Origin of the sequence: Microbispora sp. H10949 (assembly GCF_014161435.1) — a bacterium.
Taxonomy (GTDB): domain Bacteria; phylum Actinomycetota; class Actinomycetes; order Streptosporangiales; family Streptosporangiaceae; genus Microbispora; species Microbispora triticiradicis.
Window position 1 is genome coordinate 141,556 of the sequence record NZ_JABBWZ010000013.1, and the last position, 16,620, is coordinate 158,175.

The following is a 16,620-nucleotide window of genomic DNA, read 5'->3' on the forward strand; positions in this document are numbered from 1 at the left end:
GCCGCCGGGAGCGCGAGGCTCCCGGCGGGGGTGACCCACGGAGTTTCAGGGGCGGCCGAGGGCGCGGTACTCCCAGCCCGCCGCCCGCCAGGTGTCCCGGTCGAGGGCGTGCCGGCCGTCCACGATCCGCCGGTGCGCGACGACCTCCGCCAGCGCCTCGGGCTGGATCTCGCGGAACTCGGCCCACTCGGTGAGCAGCACCACCACGTCCGCGTCCCTGGCCACGTCCATCGCGCTGGTGCCGTACCTGAGCTCCGGGTAGGTGCGACGGGCGTTGTCCAGCGCCGCCGGGTCGTAGACCCGTACGTTGGCGCCCAGGCCGTGCATCGTCCGGGCCACATCGAGCGCCGGGGCGTCCCTGATGTCGTCGGAGTTGGGCTTGAAGGCGGCGCCGAGGCAGGCCACCCGCTGGCCGTTGAGGTGACCGCCGAGCAGCTCCCTGACCAGGTCGATCGTGCGGGAGCGCCGGCGCCGGTTGATGGCGTCGACCTCCCGCAGGAAGGACACGGCCTGGCCGACGCCGATCTCCTCGGCCCGGTGGGCGAAGGCCCGGATGTCCTTGGGCAGGCAGCCGCCGCCGAACCCGAGACCGGGCTGGAGGAAGCGGCCGCCGATCCGGTCGTCGTAGGCGAGGGCCTGCGCCAGGTCGTGTACGTCGGCCCCGGTGGCCTCGCAGATCTCGGCCATCGCGTTGATGTAGGAGATCTTGGTGGCCAGGAAGGAGTTGGCGGCGACCTTGACCAGTTCGGCGGTGGCGAGGTCGGTGACCACGGTCGGGGTGCCGAGGTCGAGGATCGGCGCGAACGCCGCGGCCAGCCGCTCCCGCGCCCACTCCGTGGCGACGCCGAAGACGAGCCGGTCGGGCCGCAGCGTGTCGTCGACGGCGAAGCCCTCACGCAGGAACTCGGGGTTCCAGGCCAGCTCCACCTCCTCGCCGGCCGGGGCCAGTTCGGTCAGCAGGCCGCTCAGCCGGGCCGCGGTGCCGACCGGCACGGTCGACTTGCCGACGACCAGGCAGCGCCGGGTCAGGTGCTGGGCCAGGCCCCGGACGGCGGCGTCGACGTAGCTGAGGTCGCAGGCGTCCAGGCCGGGCTGCTGGGGGGTGCCCACGCAGATGAAGTGGACGTCGCCGTGCTCGGCGGCCTCGGCGTAGGAGGTGGTGAACCGGAGCCGTCCCGACTCCAGGGTCTTGGCCAGCAGTTCGGGCAGGCCCGGCTCGAAGAACGGCACCTCCCCGGACTGCAGTTTGCGGATCTTCCCGGGGTCCACGTCGAGCCCGACCACGTCGTAGCCCAGCGAGGCCATGCAGATGGCGTGTGTCGCCCCGAGGTAACCGGTCCCGATCACCGTCAGCCGGGGGAGTTCGGCGTCGCTCATGTCAGTATCCCAATGAGTGTCGGCGAGTCGCCGTCCGGCGGACTCGGTGCCTGGTGACCGCCGGCGGGGTGTGCCGGACGGCCGGAGAGTCGGTCTCCGGCGGGGGTTCCGCCGGGCCGTGGTCAGGAACAGCCGCCCTTCTTGGTCAGCGCTCCGCCGGTGACCTTGTTGTCGCAGGAGATCGTGTTGCCGCCGGCGGTGTCGTTGACGCCGTAGCCGCCCGAGCCGCCGAGGTCGATGACGTTGGCCCGGAACACGTTTCCGGTGCCCCAGCCGTCCACGATCCTGTGGGTCTGGAAGCCGTCCTCGCTGGTGCCGCTGCCGGTGTTGCGCTCGATGACGTAGCCGTTGCCCTTGACGTCCACCCAGGAGTCGTTGTGCTTGGACCCGCCCAGGGTGGAGCCGTCGAAGACGTTGCCGACGATCCGGCCGTCGGAGGTGCCCTCCTTGACGTCCACGGCCTCGGCGGTGGCGCGGATGACGTTGCCGCGCACGACGTTGCGGTCGCTGCGGTCCATCTTCCCGCCGGAGAAGGACGCCCAGTTGCTCTCGGCGGTGCCGAGGTAGACGCCCTCGCCGTACCTCTCGCGGCGCAGGCCGGTCGCGTAGACCGTGTTGTACTGCACGGTGTTGTCGCTGCTGAAGTTGCGCAGGTGGATGGCCTCGTCCCCGATGTCGTGGACGGTCAGGCCCTGGACGATCGTGTGTGAGGTCTGGTCGGCCATCACGCCCTTCTGGCCGTTGCGGACGTCGAAGCCGATCAACCGCCAGTGGCTCACCTGGTTGAGGTGGAAGGCGTAGCCCTTCTTCACCCCGCCGCCGTCGAGGACCGCGTCGGCCGGGCCGCAGACGAAGATCGGCTCGGAGGCGGTGCCGGAGACCGTCGCCACGAACCTGCCGACGTACACGCCGGGCTCCAGCGTGATCACCGCGCCCGGCTCGGCGGTCTTCAGCGCCTCGGTCAGCCCGGCCGCGTCGCCGACCGTCACCGTGGCCTCGGGGCAGTCGATCTTCCCCGGTCCCTCGGGGACCGGGACGGCGGGCGGGTCCTGCGTCGGGACGAACGGCACCGCCTCGTCCCCGTCCAGCGGCGCGTCCTGGTCCTCGTCCTTCCCGCCGTCGTCCGGCCGGGAGTTCTGGAGGTCCTGGGAGCCGTCGTCCATCGCCCCCGGGGGCTGGGTGTTCCCGCCCACCGGGCGGATGTCCTCGACGGGGGGCTCCGAGCCCCCGCCGAACAGCCCGCGCAGCAGCACCACGACGACTATCGTGAGGGCCGCCCCGACGAGCATCCCCACCAGGGTCCTGCGGTCGATGTAGCGGTCCACCGCTCAGTCCCCCTTCCCGGCGGCCGCGACGGCGGCGGTCCGCAGCTCGCTGGCCGGACGTTCCTCCAGCACCGCCTGCTTCTCGTACGGGTCGACGAAGCGGCGGCCGGCCCGGGGGCCGTCGCCGTTCAGCGCCCGGATCGCGGCGATCACGATCAGGAGGATCACGCCGAACCAGATCAGGTTCATCGGCTTGGCGATCCGCTTGACCATGGTCCAGAAGCCGGCCGTGTCCTGCCAGCCGCCGGTGTTGTTCCGCGCGACGGTCAGCGACCCGGTAGCCCGGGCGGTGTCCAGCGCGCTGCGGCCGGCGCCGCCCAGGGTGTTGCCGGTGATCTCGCTGCCCCCGGCCGCGCCGAGCACGGAGATCGCGTGCAGCGAGGCCGACTGCACGGTGTTGGCCGTGACCGTGACCCGGGAGTTCCTGACGTAGATCGCGGTCGGGACCTCCCTGACGATGTTGCCGCTGACGCGGGCCGACACGACCCCGTCGCGCAGCACGATGCCCTGACTGCTCTGGCCCCTGACCCGGTTGCCGGAGACCTGCGCGCCGGTGGCGTCCTTGCTCACGACGATGCCCATCTCCCCGCCGACGACCTCGGTGGTCTGCACGACCGGCCGGATGCCGCCCTGCACCTCCACGCCGTACCGGCCGTTGTCGCGGGCGGCGCTGCTGAGCAGCGAGTCGCCGCCGAAGCTGCGCAGGGACTCGCCGGACGCGGAGGGGCCCTGGGCCAGCGGGAGGCCGCTGATCGTGAAACCGTTGCCCGCGTTGCGTTCGGCCGTCGATCCCGTGATCGTGACGTTCTGCGTCCCCCGGGACAGCACGAACCCGTCGCCCCGGCTGCCGGTCACGGTGGTGTTCTCGATGGAGGCGTTGCGCGCGAACCGGTGCAGCAGCACGCCGTGGATCAGGCTGTCGCCGATCGTGACGTTGGTGATGCGGGTCTGGTCCGACGCGCTGATGAAGACGCCGTACGCGTTGCCGACGACCGAGGTGTCACTGATCTCACCGGTGACCAGGTTGGCCTGGGGCATCTGGTAGGCGACCTTGCTGCCGCCCGCGCTGTCGGTGATCTCGACCTCGTCGTCGCCGCCCCGGCTCGGCACGAGCAGGCCGTTGGGCAGGAGCGTCTTCCGCTCGGCGTCCTCCCTGTCGGCCGGCTTCCTGCCGGACCCCGAGGTGCCGGGAGCGGCGGTGGCCGCCACGCCCGGGCGTACGGGGATCCGCTCGGCGGTCTCGGCGGGCCGGTCGGTGCCCGTCAGCGCCAGGCCGCCGGTCGGGCCGCTCCAGAAGCCGAGGTACTCGACCCGGGCGTGGCTCATCCTGAGCTCTCCGCCGATGGCCCGCAGGTACGCGCGGCCGTCGGAGACCTGTGTGTCCGCCGTCCTGGTGTGGGGGTTCCAGCTGGTGATCCGCACCGGGTTCTGGGCCGAGCCGTTGACCCGGATGCTCGCGTCGAAGCCCACGATCGAGACGAAGGCGCCGGGTTCGCTGCGCATCCGGATCACGAGCGGGCCCTGCGCGTTCTGCAGCACCAGCTTGGCCCCGGGGCCGAGGAACACGTTGATGCCGAGCACGAAGGAGCCGTCCGACTGCTTCTGGAACTGCTCCAGGCCGAGGCGCTCCAGGTCGGCGATGCGGTACGGGTCACGCCGCTGGGGCAGCACCAGCGTCTGGCCGTTGGCCGAACTGGAGATGTGCGGCACCCGGGCCTGCGCCGCGGCCGGCCCGCCCCGCGCGAGCGCCGAGGACAGCGTCGCCCGGGTCTGCATGACCCGCAGCGACTCCTGGTCGACCAGCGTCGACTGCTGCTGGGCCTCCGCCTGGGGCACGTCGTTGATCGCGGGCGGGGGCTCGGCTCCGTCGGTGTAGGCGAGGTACGCCCAGGTGCAGGCGGCGACCAGGCCCAGCACCAGGATCATGAGCAGGGCGCGGCTGCGGGGCCGGGGGGTGTCGCTCATGACGTCAGGCCTCCCGTCGCGGGCGCGGCCGGGGCCGGGGCCGGATGGTGGATCGGCAGCGACGGCTCGCGGTGCCGTGGCCGGTCCCCGCCGTACGCGGAGCGGGCCGGCGCGGCCCCGGCGGGACGCAGCGCGAGGACGGGCCGCTCCTCCAGCACCCGCTGGCGCGCGTAGGGGTCGCCGATCGCGGAACGGCGCCGCCGGCGATCGGCTCCCGCCTGGCGCGACCGCAGCGCCGACACGATGACCAGGAGGATGACCGCGGCCCAGATCAGGTTCATCGGCTTGACGTAACGCTTGGCCTTGACCCAGAACGTCGAGGTGTCGTGCCAGGCGTCCTCGACGTTGTCGTGCTCGTTCACCCGGTGGGCGGACCGCGAGACGCTGATCGCGCTGGTGCCCGAGCCGATGACGGTGTTGCGGGTGATCTCGGTGGCGCCGACGTCGCCGACCATGGTGATCCCGTGGGCCCGGGGCTTCACCAGGGTCGTGATCTTGTTTCCCACCACCTTGGCGTTGGAGTCGCGCAGGTAGATCCCGGTCAGGGTGTCCGTGATCGTGTTCCCGGCCACGTGGCCGGCGGTCGCGCCGTCGCGCAGCGCGATGCCCTGCCGGGCCTGGCCGGACAGCCTGTTGCCGGAGATCTGCACCTCGCTGGCGCCCTCGCGGACCACGATCCCCATGTCGCCACCGGTGATCTCGCTGGTGTAGACGGACAGGCGGCTGCCGCCGAGCACCTCGACGCCGTACCTCCCGTTGTCGCGGGCGACGCTGTCGTTGACCGAGTTGTCGCCGTAGACGGCCAGCGACTCGCCGCTCGCGGACGGGCCCTGCGCGAGGGCCTGCCCGTTGAGCGTGAAGCCGTTGCGGCCGTTGCGCTCCGCGAGGCAGTCGGTGATCTGCACCTTCTCGGTCGCCCGCGACAGCACGAAGCCGTCGCCGCCGCTGCCGATCACCTTGGTCGACTGGACGGTCGCGCTGTTCACGAAGCGGTGCAGGAAGACGCCGTGCGCCAGGCTGTCCCTGATCTCGTCGTCGACGATCTGCGTCTGGTTCGACCCCGAGACGAACAGCCCGTACGCGTTGCCGGTGATGACGCTGTGCCTGATCGACCCGGACACCAGGTCGTCGGCGAGCACGTGCGTCGCCGTGCCGGGGCCGATCGGGATGGTCTCCACGTCGCCGAAGCTGCTCCCGCCCCGCTGGCTGCCGGCCTTGGACAGGCGCTCAGCCTTGTCCTGGTGCCGCTGCGTCTTGGTGCGGTGCCGGTAGACGCTCGCCGGCCGCTCGGTGCCGGTGAGCGCGATGCCCCCGGTGCGGCCGCTCCAGAAGCCGAGGTCGGAGACCTCGGCGTACGACATCTCGAACTTGCCGCCGACCGCCCTGATGTAGGCGCGGCCGTCGGTGGTGGTCAGGTCGGGCTTGCGCGTGCGCACGTCCCAGCTGGTGATCCGGACCGGCTTGGCGGCGGTGCCCTTGATGTCGATGTCGCCGCCGAACGAGATGATCGAGCTGAACGACCCCGGCAGGCTGCCCATCCGCAGCGTCAGCGGCCCGCGCAACTGCAGGCTCGCCCCGTCGGCCACGAAGACCTGCACGCCGAGCAGGTAGGAGCCGTCCTTCATCCGCCGCAGGTAACGGCCCTTCTCCACCGCCGCGATGTCACGCAGCGTGTAGGGGGCCGTGGTGTCGTTGCGCGCGGGCAGCACCAGGGTCCTGCCGTACGCCGAGACGAAGACCTGGGGCCGCTTGCGCTGGGCCGCGGCGATGCCGCCGGCCTGCAGAAGGGCCGTGAGCGCGGCCCGGGTCTGGATGATGCGCTGGTCCTCGACGTCCACCAGCCGCGCCTGCGCCTCGGCGTCGGCGGAGATCAGGCCGGCCTTCAACGTCTCGTCGTCGGCCATGACCGCCTTCTCCAGCGGCGGTGGCGGCTCCTCTTCCTCCTTCGGCTCCTCCCGCGTGGGAGTCGGCAGGCTCTGGCCACCCGAAGGAACCGGCCGCGCCGTCCCGGCCGTGCCGGTCCCCGGCGTACGGGTGGCCTCGGGAGACCGGGCGGACGAGCGGGTGGGGCGGGACGACGGGCTCCGCTTGGGGGTGGGGGACGGGCGGGAGGTCTCGGTCGGCGTCGGATCGGGCGAGGGAGCCGGGCTGTTCTCCCGGTCGGACGGGGGCGCCGCCGGGTCCACGAGATCCACCGGCGTCGGCTCCGCGGCCGCCGCTAGCCCGCCGCGTACGGGGGTGGCCGCGGCCGCCGCGCCGCCCGTGCCGAGCGTGAGGGCCGCCGCCGTCAGAAGAGCGGGCAGCGACCGCCTCACTCAGGCCACCCCCTTGAGGGTGGCCGCGGTCTGGCCCGCCCCGCCCATCTGGTTGGACGAGCGGGTCAGCCATCCCTGCTTGTTCATGGTGACGAACGCGTACAGCTTGATCGGCAGCGCGATCATGATGACCACCAGGCAGACCAGCGGCAGGAGCCAGATCTCCCCGGGGTGGCGGCGCAGGTGCGACCAGCCGCGGACGCCCCGGCTGAGGAGCACCCAGCCGACGGCGAGCGCGATGCTCGGCAGGGTGGGCTGGAGCCTGCTGAAGAACAGGTAGGCCAGCGTGATGCCCATGGTCACCGGGGTGAGCAGGATCTGCAGCACGGTCACCTTGGTCACCAGCGGCGTCTTCCACAGCCACCCCTTCCACAGGGCGGTGAGGTAGCAACGGTAGGAGTTGCGGCTCCACCGGACGCGCTGCTTGACGAAGGCGCGGAAGGAGGAGGGGAACATCGATATGGCCCGCGCGGTCGACTGGTGCACCGTCTTGTAGCCGGAGGCGAGGACCAGCCAGGTGAGCCGGCCGTCGTCACCGGCGATGCAGCGGCGGCCGAGGAAGAACTCGTTCTCCAGGTGCTGGACCACCGGGAGGATGGCCGCGCGGCGGTAGGCCGCCGTACGGCCGGACAGGCAGGCCACGCCGCCCCTGCTGCCCATCGCCGGCACGTAGTCGTAGTAGCGGAGGTTGACCAGCCAGTCGGCGACGCGCCGCCAGACGCTGGTGGTCCGCTGGTAGACGTTCTGCTGGGTGCCCACGCCGCCGACGGCCGGGTCCTCGAAGGGCATCTGCACGGCGTCGAGCAGGCCGGGCTGCCACCACGTGTCGGAGTCGGCGAAGACCACGACCTCGCCCTGCGCGGCCCGGATGCCGACTCCCAGTGCGGAGCGCTTGCCCGCGTGCTCGTAGATGAGGACGTGCAGCCGGGGGTCCTCCACCTTCGCGAGCTTGGCGTGGCACTCGGTGTCGCCCACGTCGACGACGATGATCACTTCGAGCGGGTCCTGGGCCAGCCAGCTCTCCAGGCAGCGCACCAGGATCTCGGGATCCTCGCGATAGGACGGGACCACCACGGAGACCGTCGTCCGGTAGCCGTTCACGATCGGCCTGGCCAGCCGGGACAGCACCACCCGATAGATCCACAGTCCCCACACGAGCAGTCCGGCCAGGCCCAGCGGGATCAGATTGCGCCAGGAACCATCCGTTCCGGTGCGCACCAGCCATTCATAGGCGGTATCGAGCCAATTCGAATCTGACCCCACGGATCCTCCCCGACATTTATCCGCCTGCCCACGTGCGTGGGGCGACCTGCTCGCTTGGCGACAGGTAGAGAAGATACGTGGCGATATGCCTGGCTTGACTGGAACGATCCATCTGTTATCAGAGTGAAATGTGTTTCATCAAGGGCAGATGGGGCTTATGAGGTGACGCGAAGTAAACTTGCAGGTAACTAAATATGTCCGCACGAAAAAGTAGAAATGACTTAGTACGGTCATTTCTTGCCTTTAAAGGATACCCGAAACTCCCAAAGCGGACAAACGGCGTGTCGGATAGTGAGATGACTCGAAAATTGACTGAATTGTCAGAGTCAGCTTTCCTTGCGCTTCCTGTCGGAAGATCGCCACTCCATCAGGTTCTGCAGCAGCTCGGCCTGCTCGATCGCGTCGTCGAGCGCGTTGTGGGTGTGCCGCCGGCTCGACCGCACCTCGCGCGGCATCTGCCGCTTGGTGGCCCAGGCCACCGGCACGGCGGCCTTCGCCGCGTACAGCGTCTTGATGTCGATGCACCGGGAGTGGCCGAACGGCGACTCGCCCGTGAAGCGCAGGAAGTACCAGTACATCCACATCCAGTCGTATGACAGTGGGAAGGCCGCGAGCACCGGGAGGTCCGCCCCGCAGACCTCCCGGACCCAGGCGGCCGCGGCCGTCATCGCCTCCGCCGGATCGCGGCCCTCGCGCAGCAGCGTGCCGCGGTCGAGGCCGCTCACCGCCAGCGCCTCCGGCACGAAGTCGTCGCTGATCGGCCGCAGTTCGGCGTAGAAGGTCCGGGTCTCCGGATCGGTCCGCTCGAAGCGCCGTCCGATCATCCGGCCCGCCACGGTCATGCCGAAACTGACCATCGAGTACGGGCCCGGGATCGGGCCGTCCGCCTCGATGTCAACCGATATGTACGTCTCGGCTTTCACCAAATCTCCCTGAGGGCCGGGGCGCGGCGGCTAGCATTCCATCACGTTCAGTAGCAAGACGATCACGGGGGGTGAGAGTGCTGGACGGCGCCATGTCCCGGGTCGCCGCCGGCGCGTCGCGGGGCGCACCCGGCCGTCCGGCCGCGCGGCCGGCGAAGTGGGCCGTGCGACACCGGCTCGCCGCCGTCGTCTGCGCCATCGCGGGCGCCCTTCTCGCGGGGATCACCGCCGTCGTGATCCGGTCCGGCGAGGTTACTGCGTCCCTGGCGCCGTACGTGATCGCGCTGCCGCTCGCGGCCGTGTTCACCCTCTGCGCGCGGTACGGCCCGTGGCGCGGGCCGCGCCGGCGCCGGACCGCGGCCGGGGGCCGCGCGGGGCCGCCGCACGCCGGACCGGCCGGGTGGCGGCGGCTGGTCAAGGCCGTCTTCGACCGGCTGGTGGCCACCGTGGCGCTGATCGTGCTGGCCCCGCTGCTGACCGCCGTCGCCGTCGCCGTACGGGTGAGCGGGCCGGGCCCGGCCCTGTTCCGGCAGCGGCGGGTGGGCCGGGACGGCGCCGAGTTCACGATCCTGAAGTTCCGCACGACGCACCGCGACGCGGAGGCCCGCAAGGTCGAGCTGACCAGCGACGCCCGAGGCGTGCTGTTCAAGGTGCGCAGGGATCCCCGGGTCACCCCGCTCGGCGCCCTGCTGCGGCGTTACTCGATCGACGAGCTGCCGCAGCTCCTCAACGTGCTGCGCGGGGACATGTCGCTCGTCGGGCCGCGCCCGCTGCTGCCGGAGGAGGTCGCGCGGTACGGCGACGTACGCGGGAGGCTGCCGGTGCGCCCGGGGATGACCGGACTGTGGCAGGTTAACGGCCGATCTGACCTGTCATGGGAGGAATCGGTACGGTTGGACCTGCGTTATGTCGAGAACTGGTCTCTCAGGCTGGATCTGCAGATCCTATGGAGGACATGGGCCGCGGTCGCACGCGGGGCGGGAGCGTACTGAAGATGACGATGCGGGACGACCATTCCCTCGCGGGGGAACTGGCGTCGGAGGCGGGGGAGCGGCTCCTGGAGCTGCGCGCCCGCCTCGGGTTCGAGGACGGCCGGGCGTTGAAGGACGCCGGTGACCAGACCTCGCACCGGTTCCTGATGGACGCCCTGCGGCGGCTCCGCCCGGACGACGCCGTGCTGTCGGAGGAGGCGACCCGCGAGGAGCGGATGGATCCCCGGCGGCTGTCGGCCGAGCGCGTCTGGATCGTCGACCCCCTCGACGGCACGCGCGAGTTCTCCGAGGAGGGCCGCGCCGACTGGGCCGTCCACGTCGCCTTGTGGGAGCGGGGCTCCCTCAGTGCGGGCGCCGTCGCGCTGCCCGCACAGGGTCGTACGCTCACGACGGCGGCTCCGCCGGAGCTGCCGGAGAAGGCGCGCGAGCCGTTCCGCGTCGCGGTCAGCCGCACCCGGCCGCCGGAGTTCGTCCGCGACCTCGCCGCCCGCCTCGGCGCGGAGCTCGTCCCGATCGGCTCGGCCGGCGCGAAGATCGCCGCCGTGCTCACGGGTGAGGTCGAGGCGTACGTCCACGCCGGAGGTCAGTACGAGTGGGACTCGGCCGCGCCGGTCGCGGTGGCGCTCGCGGCGGGGGCCCACGCCAGCAGGATCGACGGCTCACCCCTGACCTACAACCAGGGTGACCCCTCACTCCCCGATATCCTGGTCTCCCTACCGGATCTGGCGCCAACGTTGCTCGCCGGAATCCGTGACCTGCATCGCCAGACTCCCTGAAGGAAGCCGAATGCTTCAGCGTGACTACACCACGTCGCAGCTCGATGTGCTCGAGGCCGAGGCGATCCACATCATGCGTGAGGTCGCGGCCGAGTTCGAGCGCCCCTGTCTGCTCTTCTCCGGCGGCAAGGACTCCATCGTCATGCTGCGGGTCGCGGAGAAGGCGTTCTGGCCGGCGCCGATCCCCTTCCCCCTCATGCACGTCGACACCGGGCACAACTTCTCCGAGGTGATCGACTATCGCGACCGCCGGGTCGGCGAACTCGGCGTGCGGCTGGTCGTCGCCTCGGTCCAGGCGTCGATCGACGCCGGACGGGTGGCCGAGGAGACCGGGCGGCGGGCCTCCCGCAACCGGCTGCAGACCACGACCCTGCTGGACGCCATCGAGGAGCACGAGTTCGACGCGGTGTTCGGCGGGGCCCGGCGCGACGAGGAGAAGGCCCGGGCCAAGGAGCGGGTGTTCTCCTTCCGCGACGACTTCGGCCAGTGGGACCCCAAGAACCAGCGGCCCGAGCTGTGGAACCTCTACAACACCAAGATCCGCCGCGGTGAGCACATCCGCGTGTTCCCGTTGTCGAACTGGACCGAGCTGGACGTGTGGCACTACATCCGGCGGGAGGGCATCGAGATCCCGTCGATCTACTTCGCCCACTCCCGCACGGTCTTCGAGCGCGACGGCATGCTGCTGGCCGACTCGGAGGTCGTCCAGCGGGGCGAGGACGAGCCGGTGTTCGACGCGGTCGTCCGCTACCGCACGGTCGGCGACATGACCTGCACCGGGGCGGTCGCCTCCACCGCCACGACCGTCGAGCAGATCATCGACGAGATCGCCGCCACCCGGATCACCGAGCGCGGCGCGACCCGCGCCGACGACCGGGCGTCCGAGGCCGCCATGGAAGATCGCAAGAAGGAAGGCTACTTCTGATGGACATCCTTCGTTTCGCGACGGCGGGCAGCGTCGACGACGGCAAGTCCACGCTGATCGGGCGGCTGCTGTTCGACTCCAAGGCGATCTTCGAGGACCAGCTCGAGGCGGTCGAGCGGACCTCCCGTGACCGGGGCACGGAGTACACCGACCTGTCGCTGCTGACCGACGGCCTGCGGGCCGAGCGCGAGCAGGGCATCACGATCGACGTGGCGTACCGCTACTTCGCCACGCCCAAGCGGAAGTTCATCATCGCCGACACCCCGGGGCACATCCAGTACACCCGGAACATGGTCACCGGCGCCTCCACCGCCGACCTGGCGATCATCCTCATCGACGCGCGCAAGGGCGTGCTGGAGCAGTCGCGGCGGCACGCCTTCCTGACGACGCTGCTGCGGGTGCCGCACCTGGTCCTGGCGGTCAACAAGATGGACCTCGTCGACTACTCCGAGGCACGCTTCGACGAGATCCGCGAGGAGTTCACCGCGTTCGCCAGCAAGCTGAACGCGAGCGACCTCACCTTCATCCCGATCTCGGCGCTGCACGGCGACAACGTCGTCTCCCGCTCCGAGAACATGCCGTGGTACGAGGGCTCCTCGCTGCTGCACCACCTGGAGCACGTGCACATCGCCTCCGACCGCAACCTGGTCGACGTGCGCTTCCCGGTGCAGTACGTCATCCGCCCGCACAGCGCGACGAGCCAGGAGCTGCACGACTACCGGGGCTACGCCGGGCAGGTCGCGGGCGGCGTGCTCAAGCCGGGGGACGAGGTGCTGCACCTGCCCTCGGGCCTGACCACCACGATCGCCGCGATCGACACCTTCGACGGGCCGGTGGAGGAGGCGTTCCCGCCCATGTCGGTCACGCTGCGCCTGGCCGACGACATCGACATCTCCCGTGGCGACATGATCTGCCGGCCGAACAACCAGCCGCAGGCCGCCCAGGAGATCGACGCGATGGTCAGCTGGATGGCCGACGGCGTGAAGCTCCAGCCCAGGTCGAAGCTGATCATCAAGCACACCACCCGTACGGCCCGGGCACTGGTGCGCGACCTGCACTACCGGCTCGACGTCAACACCCTGCACCGGGACGAGTCGGCCACCTCCCTCGGCCTGAACGAGATCGGCCGGGTGTCGCTGCGGACCACCCAGCCGCTGTTCGTGGACGACTACGCCCGCAACCGCCTCACCGGCGGCTTCATCCTGATCGACGAGGCCACCAACGGCACCGTCGGCGCCGGCATGATCGTCGACGCACACTGATCCGGTACGTCTGAGTTCCATCCTGATCGGCCCCCGAGCGCGACTGCGCCGGGGGCCGTTCGCGTACGGAAGGCGCCACCCCGCCCGCCGGTAGATCCTTTGGGAATCGCCGGTCGCTGGATTACTCTCCGCGCTAGGGTCGTCACGTTTCGCATCCGTTTCATGGAGGACACGTGGCCGACGCTCAGCCGGTGATCTTCGTGGGCGGCCTGGGACGCAGCGGAAGCACCCTGATCGAGCGCCTGCTCGGCGAGCTGCCGGGGGTGGCGCCGCTCGGCGAGGTGGTCCATCTGTGGGACCGCGGGGTGCGGGCCGACGAGCCCTGCGGCTGCGGGCAGCCGTTCTCCCGGTGCCCGTTCTGGACGAAGGTGGGCGAGCACGCGTTCGGGCAGTGGCGGCAGAGCCAGGCGGGGTGGCTCCCGAGCCTGCGCATGCGGGTCGACCGGACCCGGCGGCTGCCCGTCCTCGCCCTCGGGCTCCCGAGCCGTGAGGCCGAACTGGCCGAGTACGTGCGGTCGTACTCCCGCATCTACGCGGCGGCGGCCGAGGCGGCCGACGCCCGGGTCGTCGTCGACTCCAGCAAGCACGCCTCGCTGGCGTACTGCCTGGCCTCGATCATGAAACTCAGGGTCGTGCACGTGGTGCGCGACCCGCGGGCGGTGGCCGCGTCCTGGCGCCGCAGGGTGCGCAGACCCGAGAACGGGCGGCCGATGACCCGCTGGACGCCCGCCAGGACCGCCGTCCACTGGCTGGCCCAGAACCTCGCCTTCGAGATCCTGCGCCGCAGGGGCGTGCGGGTCGTCCGGGTCCGGCACGAGGACCTGCTGCGCGACCCGCGCACCACGGTCGTCCGCCTGGCCGCACGGCTCGGGCTGTCCGCCGGCGGGCTCGACTTCCTCGACGGCCGCCACGCGCGCCTGGGCGTCGCCCACACCGTCTCCGGCAACCCGATGCGCTTCTCCGTCGGCCCGGTCGAGCTGCGCGACCGTCCCGCGCCGCTGCCGCGTGCGCAGCGGTGGCTGGTCACCGCGCTCACCCTTCCGCTGCTCCTCTGGTACGGCTACCGCCTCGCCCAGTCCCCGGGAGCCCGGCGATGACGCCGTCGGTCGGGGTCGTCATCCCCACCAGGGGCGACCGGCCCGGCCCGCTCCGCGCCGCGCTGACCGGGGTGCTCGCCCAGGAGTACGGCGGCGAGGTGCGCGTGCTGGTCGTGGCCGACGGCATCCCTGCGCCGCTGGTGGCCAGGCAGGTGCCCGGCGTGGCCGGGCCCGGGAGCGGAGGCCCGCGCGGCGTCCGGGTGCTGGGCAACCGGCGCACCCCCGGGCTGCCCGGCGCCAGGAACACCGGGATCGCCGCGCTGGGCACCGATCTCGTCGCCTTCTGCGACGACGACGACCTATGGCTGCCGGGCAAGCTGGCCGCCCAGGTGGCCGCGCTCGCGGAGGAGCCCGCGGCGGCCTTCGCGAGCTGCGCGGTCGAGGTCGAGTACGGGACGCGGCGCGTGCCGCGGCTGGCCGGCACCGACCGGGTCGCCCACCACCACCTCACCCGATCGAGGATGATGATGGTCCACTCCTCGACGTTCCTGTTCCGGCGCGGCTCGGTGTGGGTGGACGAGAGCGCCCCCGGCGGCCAGAACGAGGACTGGGACCTCGCGCTGCGGGCCGCCCGGCGGCACCCCATCGTCCACGTCGACCACCCGCTCGTGCGGGTGCGCTGGGGATCGTCGCACTACGCGGCACGGTGGGCGGACCGGATCGCGGGGCTTGAGTGGATGCTCGCCCGGCATCCGGGCCTGACCTGCGAGCCACGCGGCGCGGCCCGCGTCTACGGGCAGCTCGCCTTCTGCCACGCCGCCCTGGGGCGGCGCCGCGAGGCCGCCCGGTGGTCGTTGCGGGCCTTCTCCGCCCGGCCGGGCGAGCCGCGCGCGGCGGTGGCGCTGGCGGTCGCCGGCGGCCTCCTCACCCCGCGTGCCGTACTGCACGCCCTCCACCTGCGCGGCCACGGCATCTGATGGCCGATCCCACATCGATCCCCACGGCCGCTCTGGACCCGGCGCTCGCGGCCGGGATCGGGGCGGTCGGGCCTGGGATGGACAGAGTTCCGGTGGCCGGGGTGCTGCTCGACCCGTTGACCGAGGCGCGGGTGGTGGCGCACATCCTGGCCGCGCTGGAGCGCGGCGAGGGCGGTCACCTGGTCACGCCGAACGTCGACATCTGCCGGGCCGCCGCCCGCGATCCGTCGCTGCGTGAGCTGATCGACGCGGCCGAGCTCGCGGTGGCCGACGGCATGCCCCTGGTCTGGGCGTCGCGGCTGCTCGGGCGTCCGCTGCCGGAGCGGGTGACGGGAGCCGACCTGATCTGGTCGCTGACCGGAGCCGCCGCGGCGCGCGGCCTGCCCGTCTATCTGATCGGGGGACCGCCGGGCGTCGCCGAGGCGGCGCGCGACGCGCTGTGCGGGCGGCATCCGGGCCTGGTGGTGGCGGGCGTCCACGCTCCGCCGTACGGATTCGAGACCAGCCCGGCGGCGCTGGCGGAGATGCGGGGGCGACTCGTCGCCGCGCGGCCGTCCCTGGTCTTCGTGGGTCTCGGGTTCCCCCGGCAGGACCGGCTCATCACGCGGCTTCGGCCCGACCTGCCGGGCACGTGGTTCGTCGGCTGCGGCGCGGCCATCGCCTTCGCCGCCGGATCGGTGCGCCGCGCCCCCGGCTGGATGGGCGACCACGGGCTCGAATGGCTGTTCCGCCTGATCAGCGAACCCCACCGCCTCGCCCGCCGCTACCTGGTCGACGACCTCCCCTTCGCCCTCCGCCTCCTCACCCGCGCCCTCCTCCACCGAGCCCTCACCGCTCGCCCACCGGACCGGTGAAGGACCCGACCGCGATCTTCGAGGCGCTTCCGCCAGCACACCGAGCTCGGTTCCGGGCGGAGTACGAGGAGGCGCTGGACGCCGCCCACGACCTGGCTCGCTTCAGCCAGGTGCAGACGCTGCTGCGTCAGTGGCGACTGCGGGCGATCGCTTACGCTCGCCCGGGTTACGAGGAGGCCGTCCAGGACGCACTTCAGCAGCGAACGGAGATGTTCGCCCGCTACACCCCGCCGGAGTGGGAAGGCCGGGTGTGAGGTGGTAGTTCGCGACGACTGATCAGGGGCTTACGGTGCGAGGACCTCGCCGAAGTCATCGTCCGGAAGCGGCTGGGTGAGCTGTGCGGTCAGTGCCGGGCTCGCCAGTATGCGGGCGGTGGCCCGCCACTCGGCGACGACACGGTGCGGTGTCGCGTGAGTGGCGTTCAGCAGCTCCTGGACGAACTTCTGCCTTTCGTCGCCCGACAGGTGCCTGACCCAGGGGAGGACGCGGGGCAGGGCGTGCAGGACGGCCGGAGCACCCTCCGCGCTCGACAGGAGGGCGGCGACACCGGTGTCCTCTCGCTTTCGGCCGTGGCGAGCGGTGAAGACGAACGGTTCGGGGTCGTCACCGGTCATCGAAGTTCTCTCCGG

14 protein-coding genes and 1 pseudogene are annotated in these 16,620 nt (G+C 71.6%); 8 read left to right on the forward strand and 7 right to left on the reverse strand.

Features of this window, described 5'->3' with window-relative positions; all coding sequences use genetic code 11:
* Positions 1-45 precede the first annotated feature (45 nt).
* From HHX40_RS30240 to HHX40_RS30265, 6 genes are all read right to left on the reverse strand, one after another.
* Complete coding sequence (locus tag HHX40_RS30240; RefSeq protein ID WP_111701387.1) at positions 46-1,377, reverse strand: UDP-glucose dehydrogenase family protein; 1,332 nt, start codon at positions 1,375-1,377, stop codon at positions 46-48.
* 122 nt (positions 1,378-1,499) lie between these two features.
* Entirely contained in the window at positions 1,500-2,702 is a 1,203-nt protein-coding gene (locus tag HHX40_RS30245; protein ID WP_220499749.1) for a NosD domain-containing protein, read from the reverse strand.
* Positions 2,703-2,705: 3 nt separating this feature from the next.
* Positions 2,706-4,667 carry a right-handed parallel beta-helix repeat-containing protein gene (locus tag HHX40_RS30250; RefSeq protein WP_182883309.1) on the reverse strand — a complete coding sequence of 654 codons (1,962 nt, stop codon included), beginning with the start codon at positions 4,665-4,667 and terminating at the stop codon, positions 2,706-2,708.
* Complete coding sequence (locus HHX40_RS37985) at positions 4,664-6,982, reverse strand: right-handed parallel beta-helix repeat-containing protein (RefSeq protein WP_182883310.1); 2,319 nt, start codon at positions 6,980-6,982, stop codon at positions 4,664-4,666. The genes HHX40_RS30250 and HHX40_RS37985 overlap by 4 nt, the downstream gene beginning before the upstream one ends.
* Positions 6,983-8,200, reverse strand: coding sequence for a glycosyltransferase family 2 protein (locus tag HHX40_RS30260; RefSeq protein WP_220499750.1), 1,218 nt, complete (start codon positions 8,198-8,200; stop codon positions 6,983-6,985).
* 371 nt (positions 8,201-8,571) lie between these two features.
* Entirely contained in the window at positions 8,572-9,168 is a 597-nt protein-coding gene (locus HHX40_RS30265) for an exonuclease (RefSeq protein WP_111701383.1), read from the reverse strand.
* A 350-nt stretch (positions 9,169-9,518) separates the two neighbouring features.
* Here HHX40_RS30265 and HHX40_RS30270 point away from each other — a divergent pair.
* The 8 genes and pseudogenes from HHX40_RS30270 to HHX40_RS37310 all read left to right on the forward strand — a co-directional run.
* Positions 9,519-10,160, forward strand: a pseudogene (locus HHX40_RS30270) (sugar transferase); the annotation flags it as partial.
* A gap of 2 nt (positions 10,161-10,162) precedes the next feature.
* Positions 10,163-10,936: a 3'(2'),5'-bisphosphate nucleotidase CysQ gene (locus tag HHX40_RS30275; RefSeq protein WP_310738350.1), complete on the forward strand. Its 774-nt coding sequence runs from the start codon at positions 10,163-10,165 to the stop codon at positions 10,934-10,936.
* Positions 10,937-10,946: 10 nt separating this feature from the next.
* Complete coding sequence (cysD, locus tag HHX40_RS30280; RefSeq protein ID WP_182883312.1) at positions 10,947-11,861, forward strand: sulfate adenylyltransferase subunit CysD; 915 nt, start codon at positions 10,947-10,949, stop codon at positions 11,859-11,861.
* A complete protein-coding gene (cysN, locus tag HHX40_RS30285) occupies positions 11,861-13,123 on the forward strand; it encodes a sulfate adenylyltransferase subunit CysN (RefSeq protein WP_182883313.1) in 1,263 nt (420 codons plus the stop codon). The genes cysD and cysN overlap by 1 nt, the downstream gene beginning before the upstream one ends.
* A gap of 173 nt (positions 13,124-13,296) precedes the next feature.
* Complete coding sequence (locus HHX40_RS30290) at positions 13,297-14,220, forward strand: sulfotransferase (protein ID WP_310738351.1); 924 nt, start codon at positions 13,297-13,299, stop codon at positions 14,218-14,220.
* Positions 14,217-15,137, forward strand: a complete 921-nt coding sequence (locus HHX40_RS30295; protein WP_182883314.1) for a glycosyltransferase family 2 protein — start codon at positions 14,217-14,219, stop codon at positions 15,135-15,137. The genes HHX40_RS30290 and HHX40_RS30295 overlap by 4 nt, the downstream gene beginning before the upstream one ends.
* A gap of 77 nt (positions 15,138-15,214) precedes the next feature.
* On the forward strand, positions 15,215-15,991 hold the full coding sequence (locus HHX40_RS37305; RefSeq protein ID WP_182883315.1) for a WecB/TagA/CpsF family glycosyltransferase: 777 nt from the start codon (positions 15,215-15,217) through the stop codon (positions 15,989-15,991).
* On the forward strand, positions 15,988-16,245 hold the full coding sequence (locus HHX40_RS37310) for a DUF6247 family protein (protein WP_182883316.1): 258 nt from the start codon (positions 15,988-15,990) through the stop codon (positions 16,243-16,245). The genes HHX40_RS37305 and HHX40_RS37310 overlap by 4 nt, the downstream gene beginning before the upstream one ends.
* Positions 16,246-16,275: 30 nt before the next feature.
* On the opposite strand, the gene HHX40_RS30310 is transcribed toward HHX40_RS37310, so the two are convergent.
* A complete protein-coding gene (locus HHX40_RS30310; RefSeq protein WP_182883317.1) occupies positions 16,276-16,605 on the reverse strand; it encodes a hypothetical protein in 330 nt (109 codons plus the stop codon).
* Between the last annotated feature and the right edge of the window lie 15 nt (positions 16,606-16,620).

Bases quoted from the DNA above. Each gene is read 5' to 3' on its own strand.
- HHX40_RS30240 (WP_111701387.1), bottom strand. From the start codon at position 1,377: ATGAGCGACGCCGAACTCCCCCGGCTGACGGTGATCGGGACCGGTTAC.
- HHX40_RS30310 (WP_182883317.1), bottom strand. From the start codon at position 16,605: ATGACCGGTGACGACCCCGAACCGTTCGTCTTCACCGCTCGCCACGGC.
- HHX40_RS30250 (WP_182883309.1), bottom strand. From the start codon at position 4,667: ATGAGCGACACCCCCCGGCCCCGCAGCCGCGCCCTGCTCATGATCCTG.
- cysD (WP_182883312.1), top strand. From the start codon at position 10,947: ATGCTTCAGCGTGACTACACCACGTCGCAGCTCGATGTGCTCGAGGCC.
- HHX40_RS30295 (WP_182883314.1), top strand. From the start codon at position 14,217: ATGACGCCGTCGGTCGGGGTCGTCATCCCCACCAGGGGCGACCGGCCC.
- cysN (WP_182883313.1), top strand. From the start codon at position 11,861: ATGGACATCCTTCGTTTCGCGACGGCGGGCAGCGTCGACGACGGCAAG.
- HHX40_RS30275 (WP_310738350.1), top strand. From the start codon at position 10,163: ATGACGATGCGGGACGACCATTCCCTCGCGGGGGAACTGGCGTCGGAG.
- HHX40_RS37305 (WP_182883315.1), top strand. From the start codon at position 15,215: ATGGACAGAGTTCCGGTGGCCGGGGTGCTGCTCGACCCGTTGACCGAG.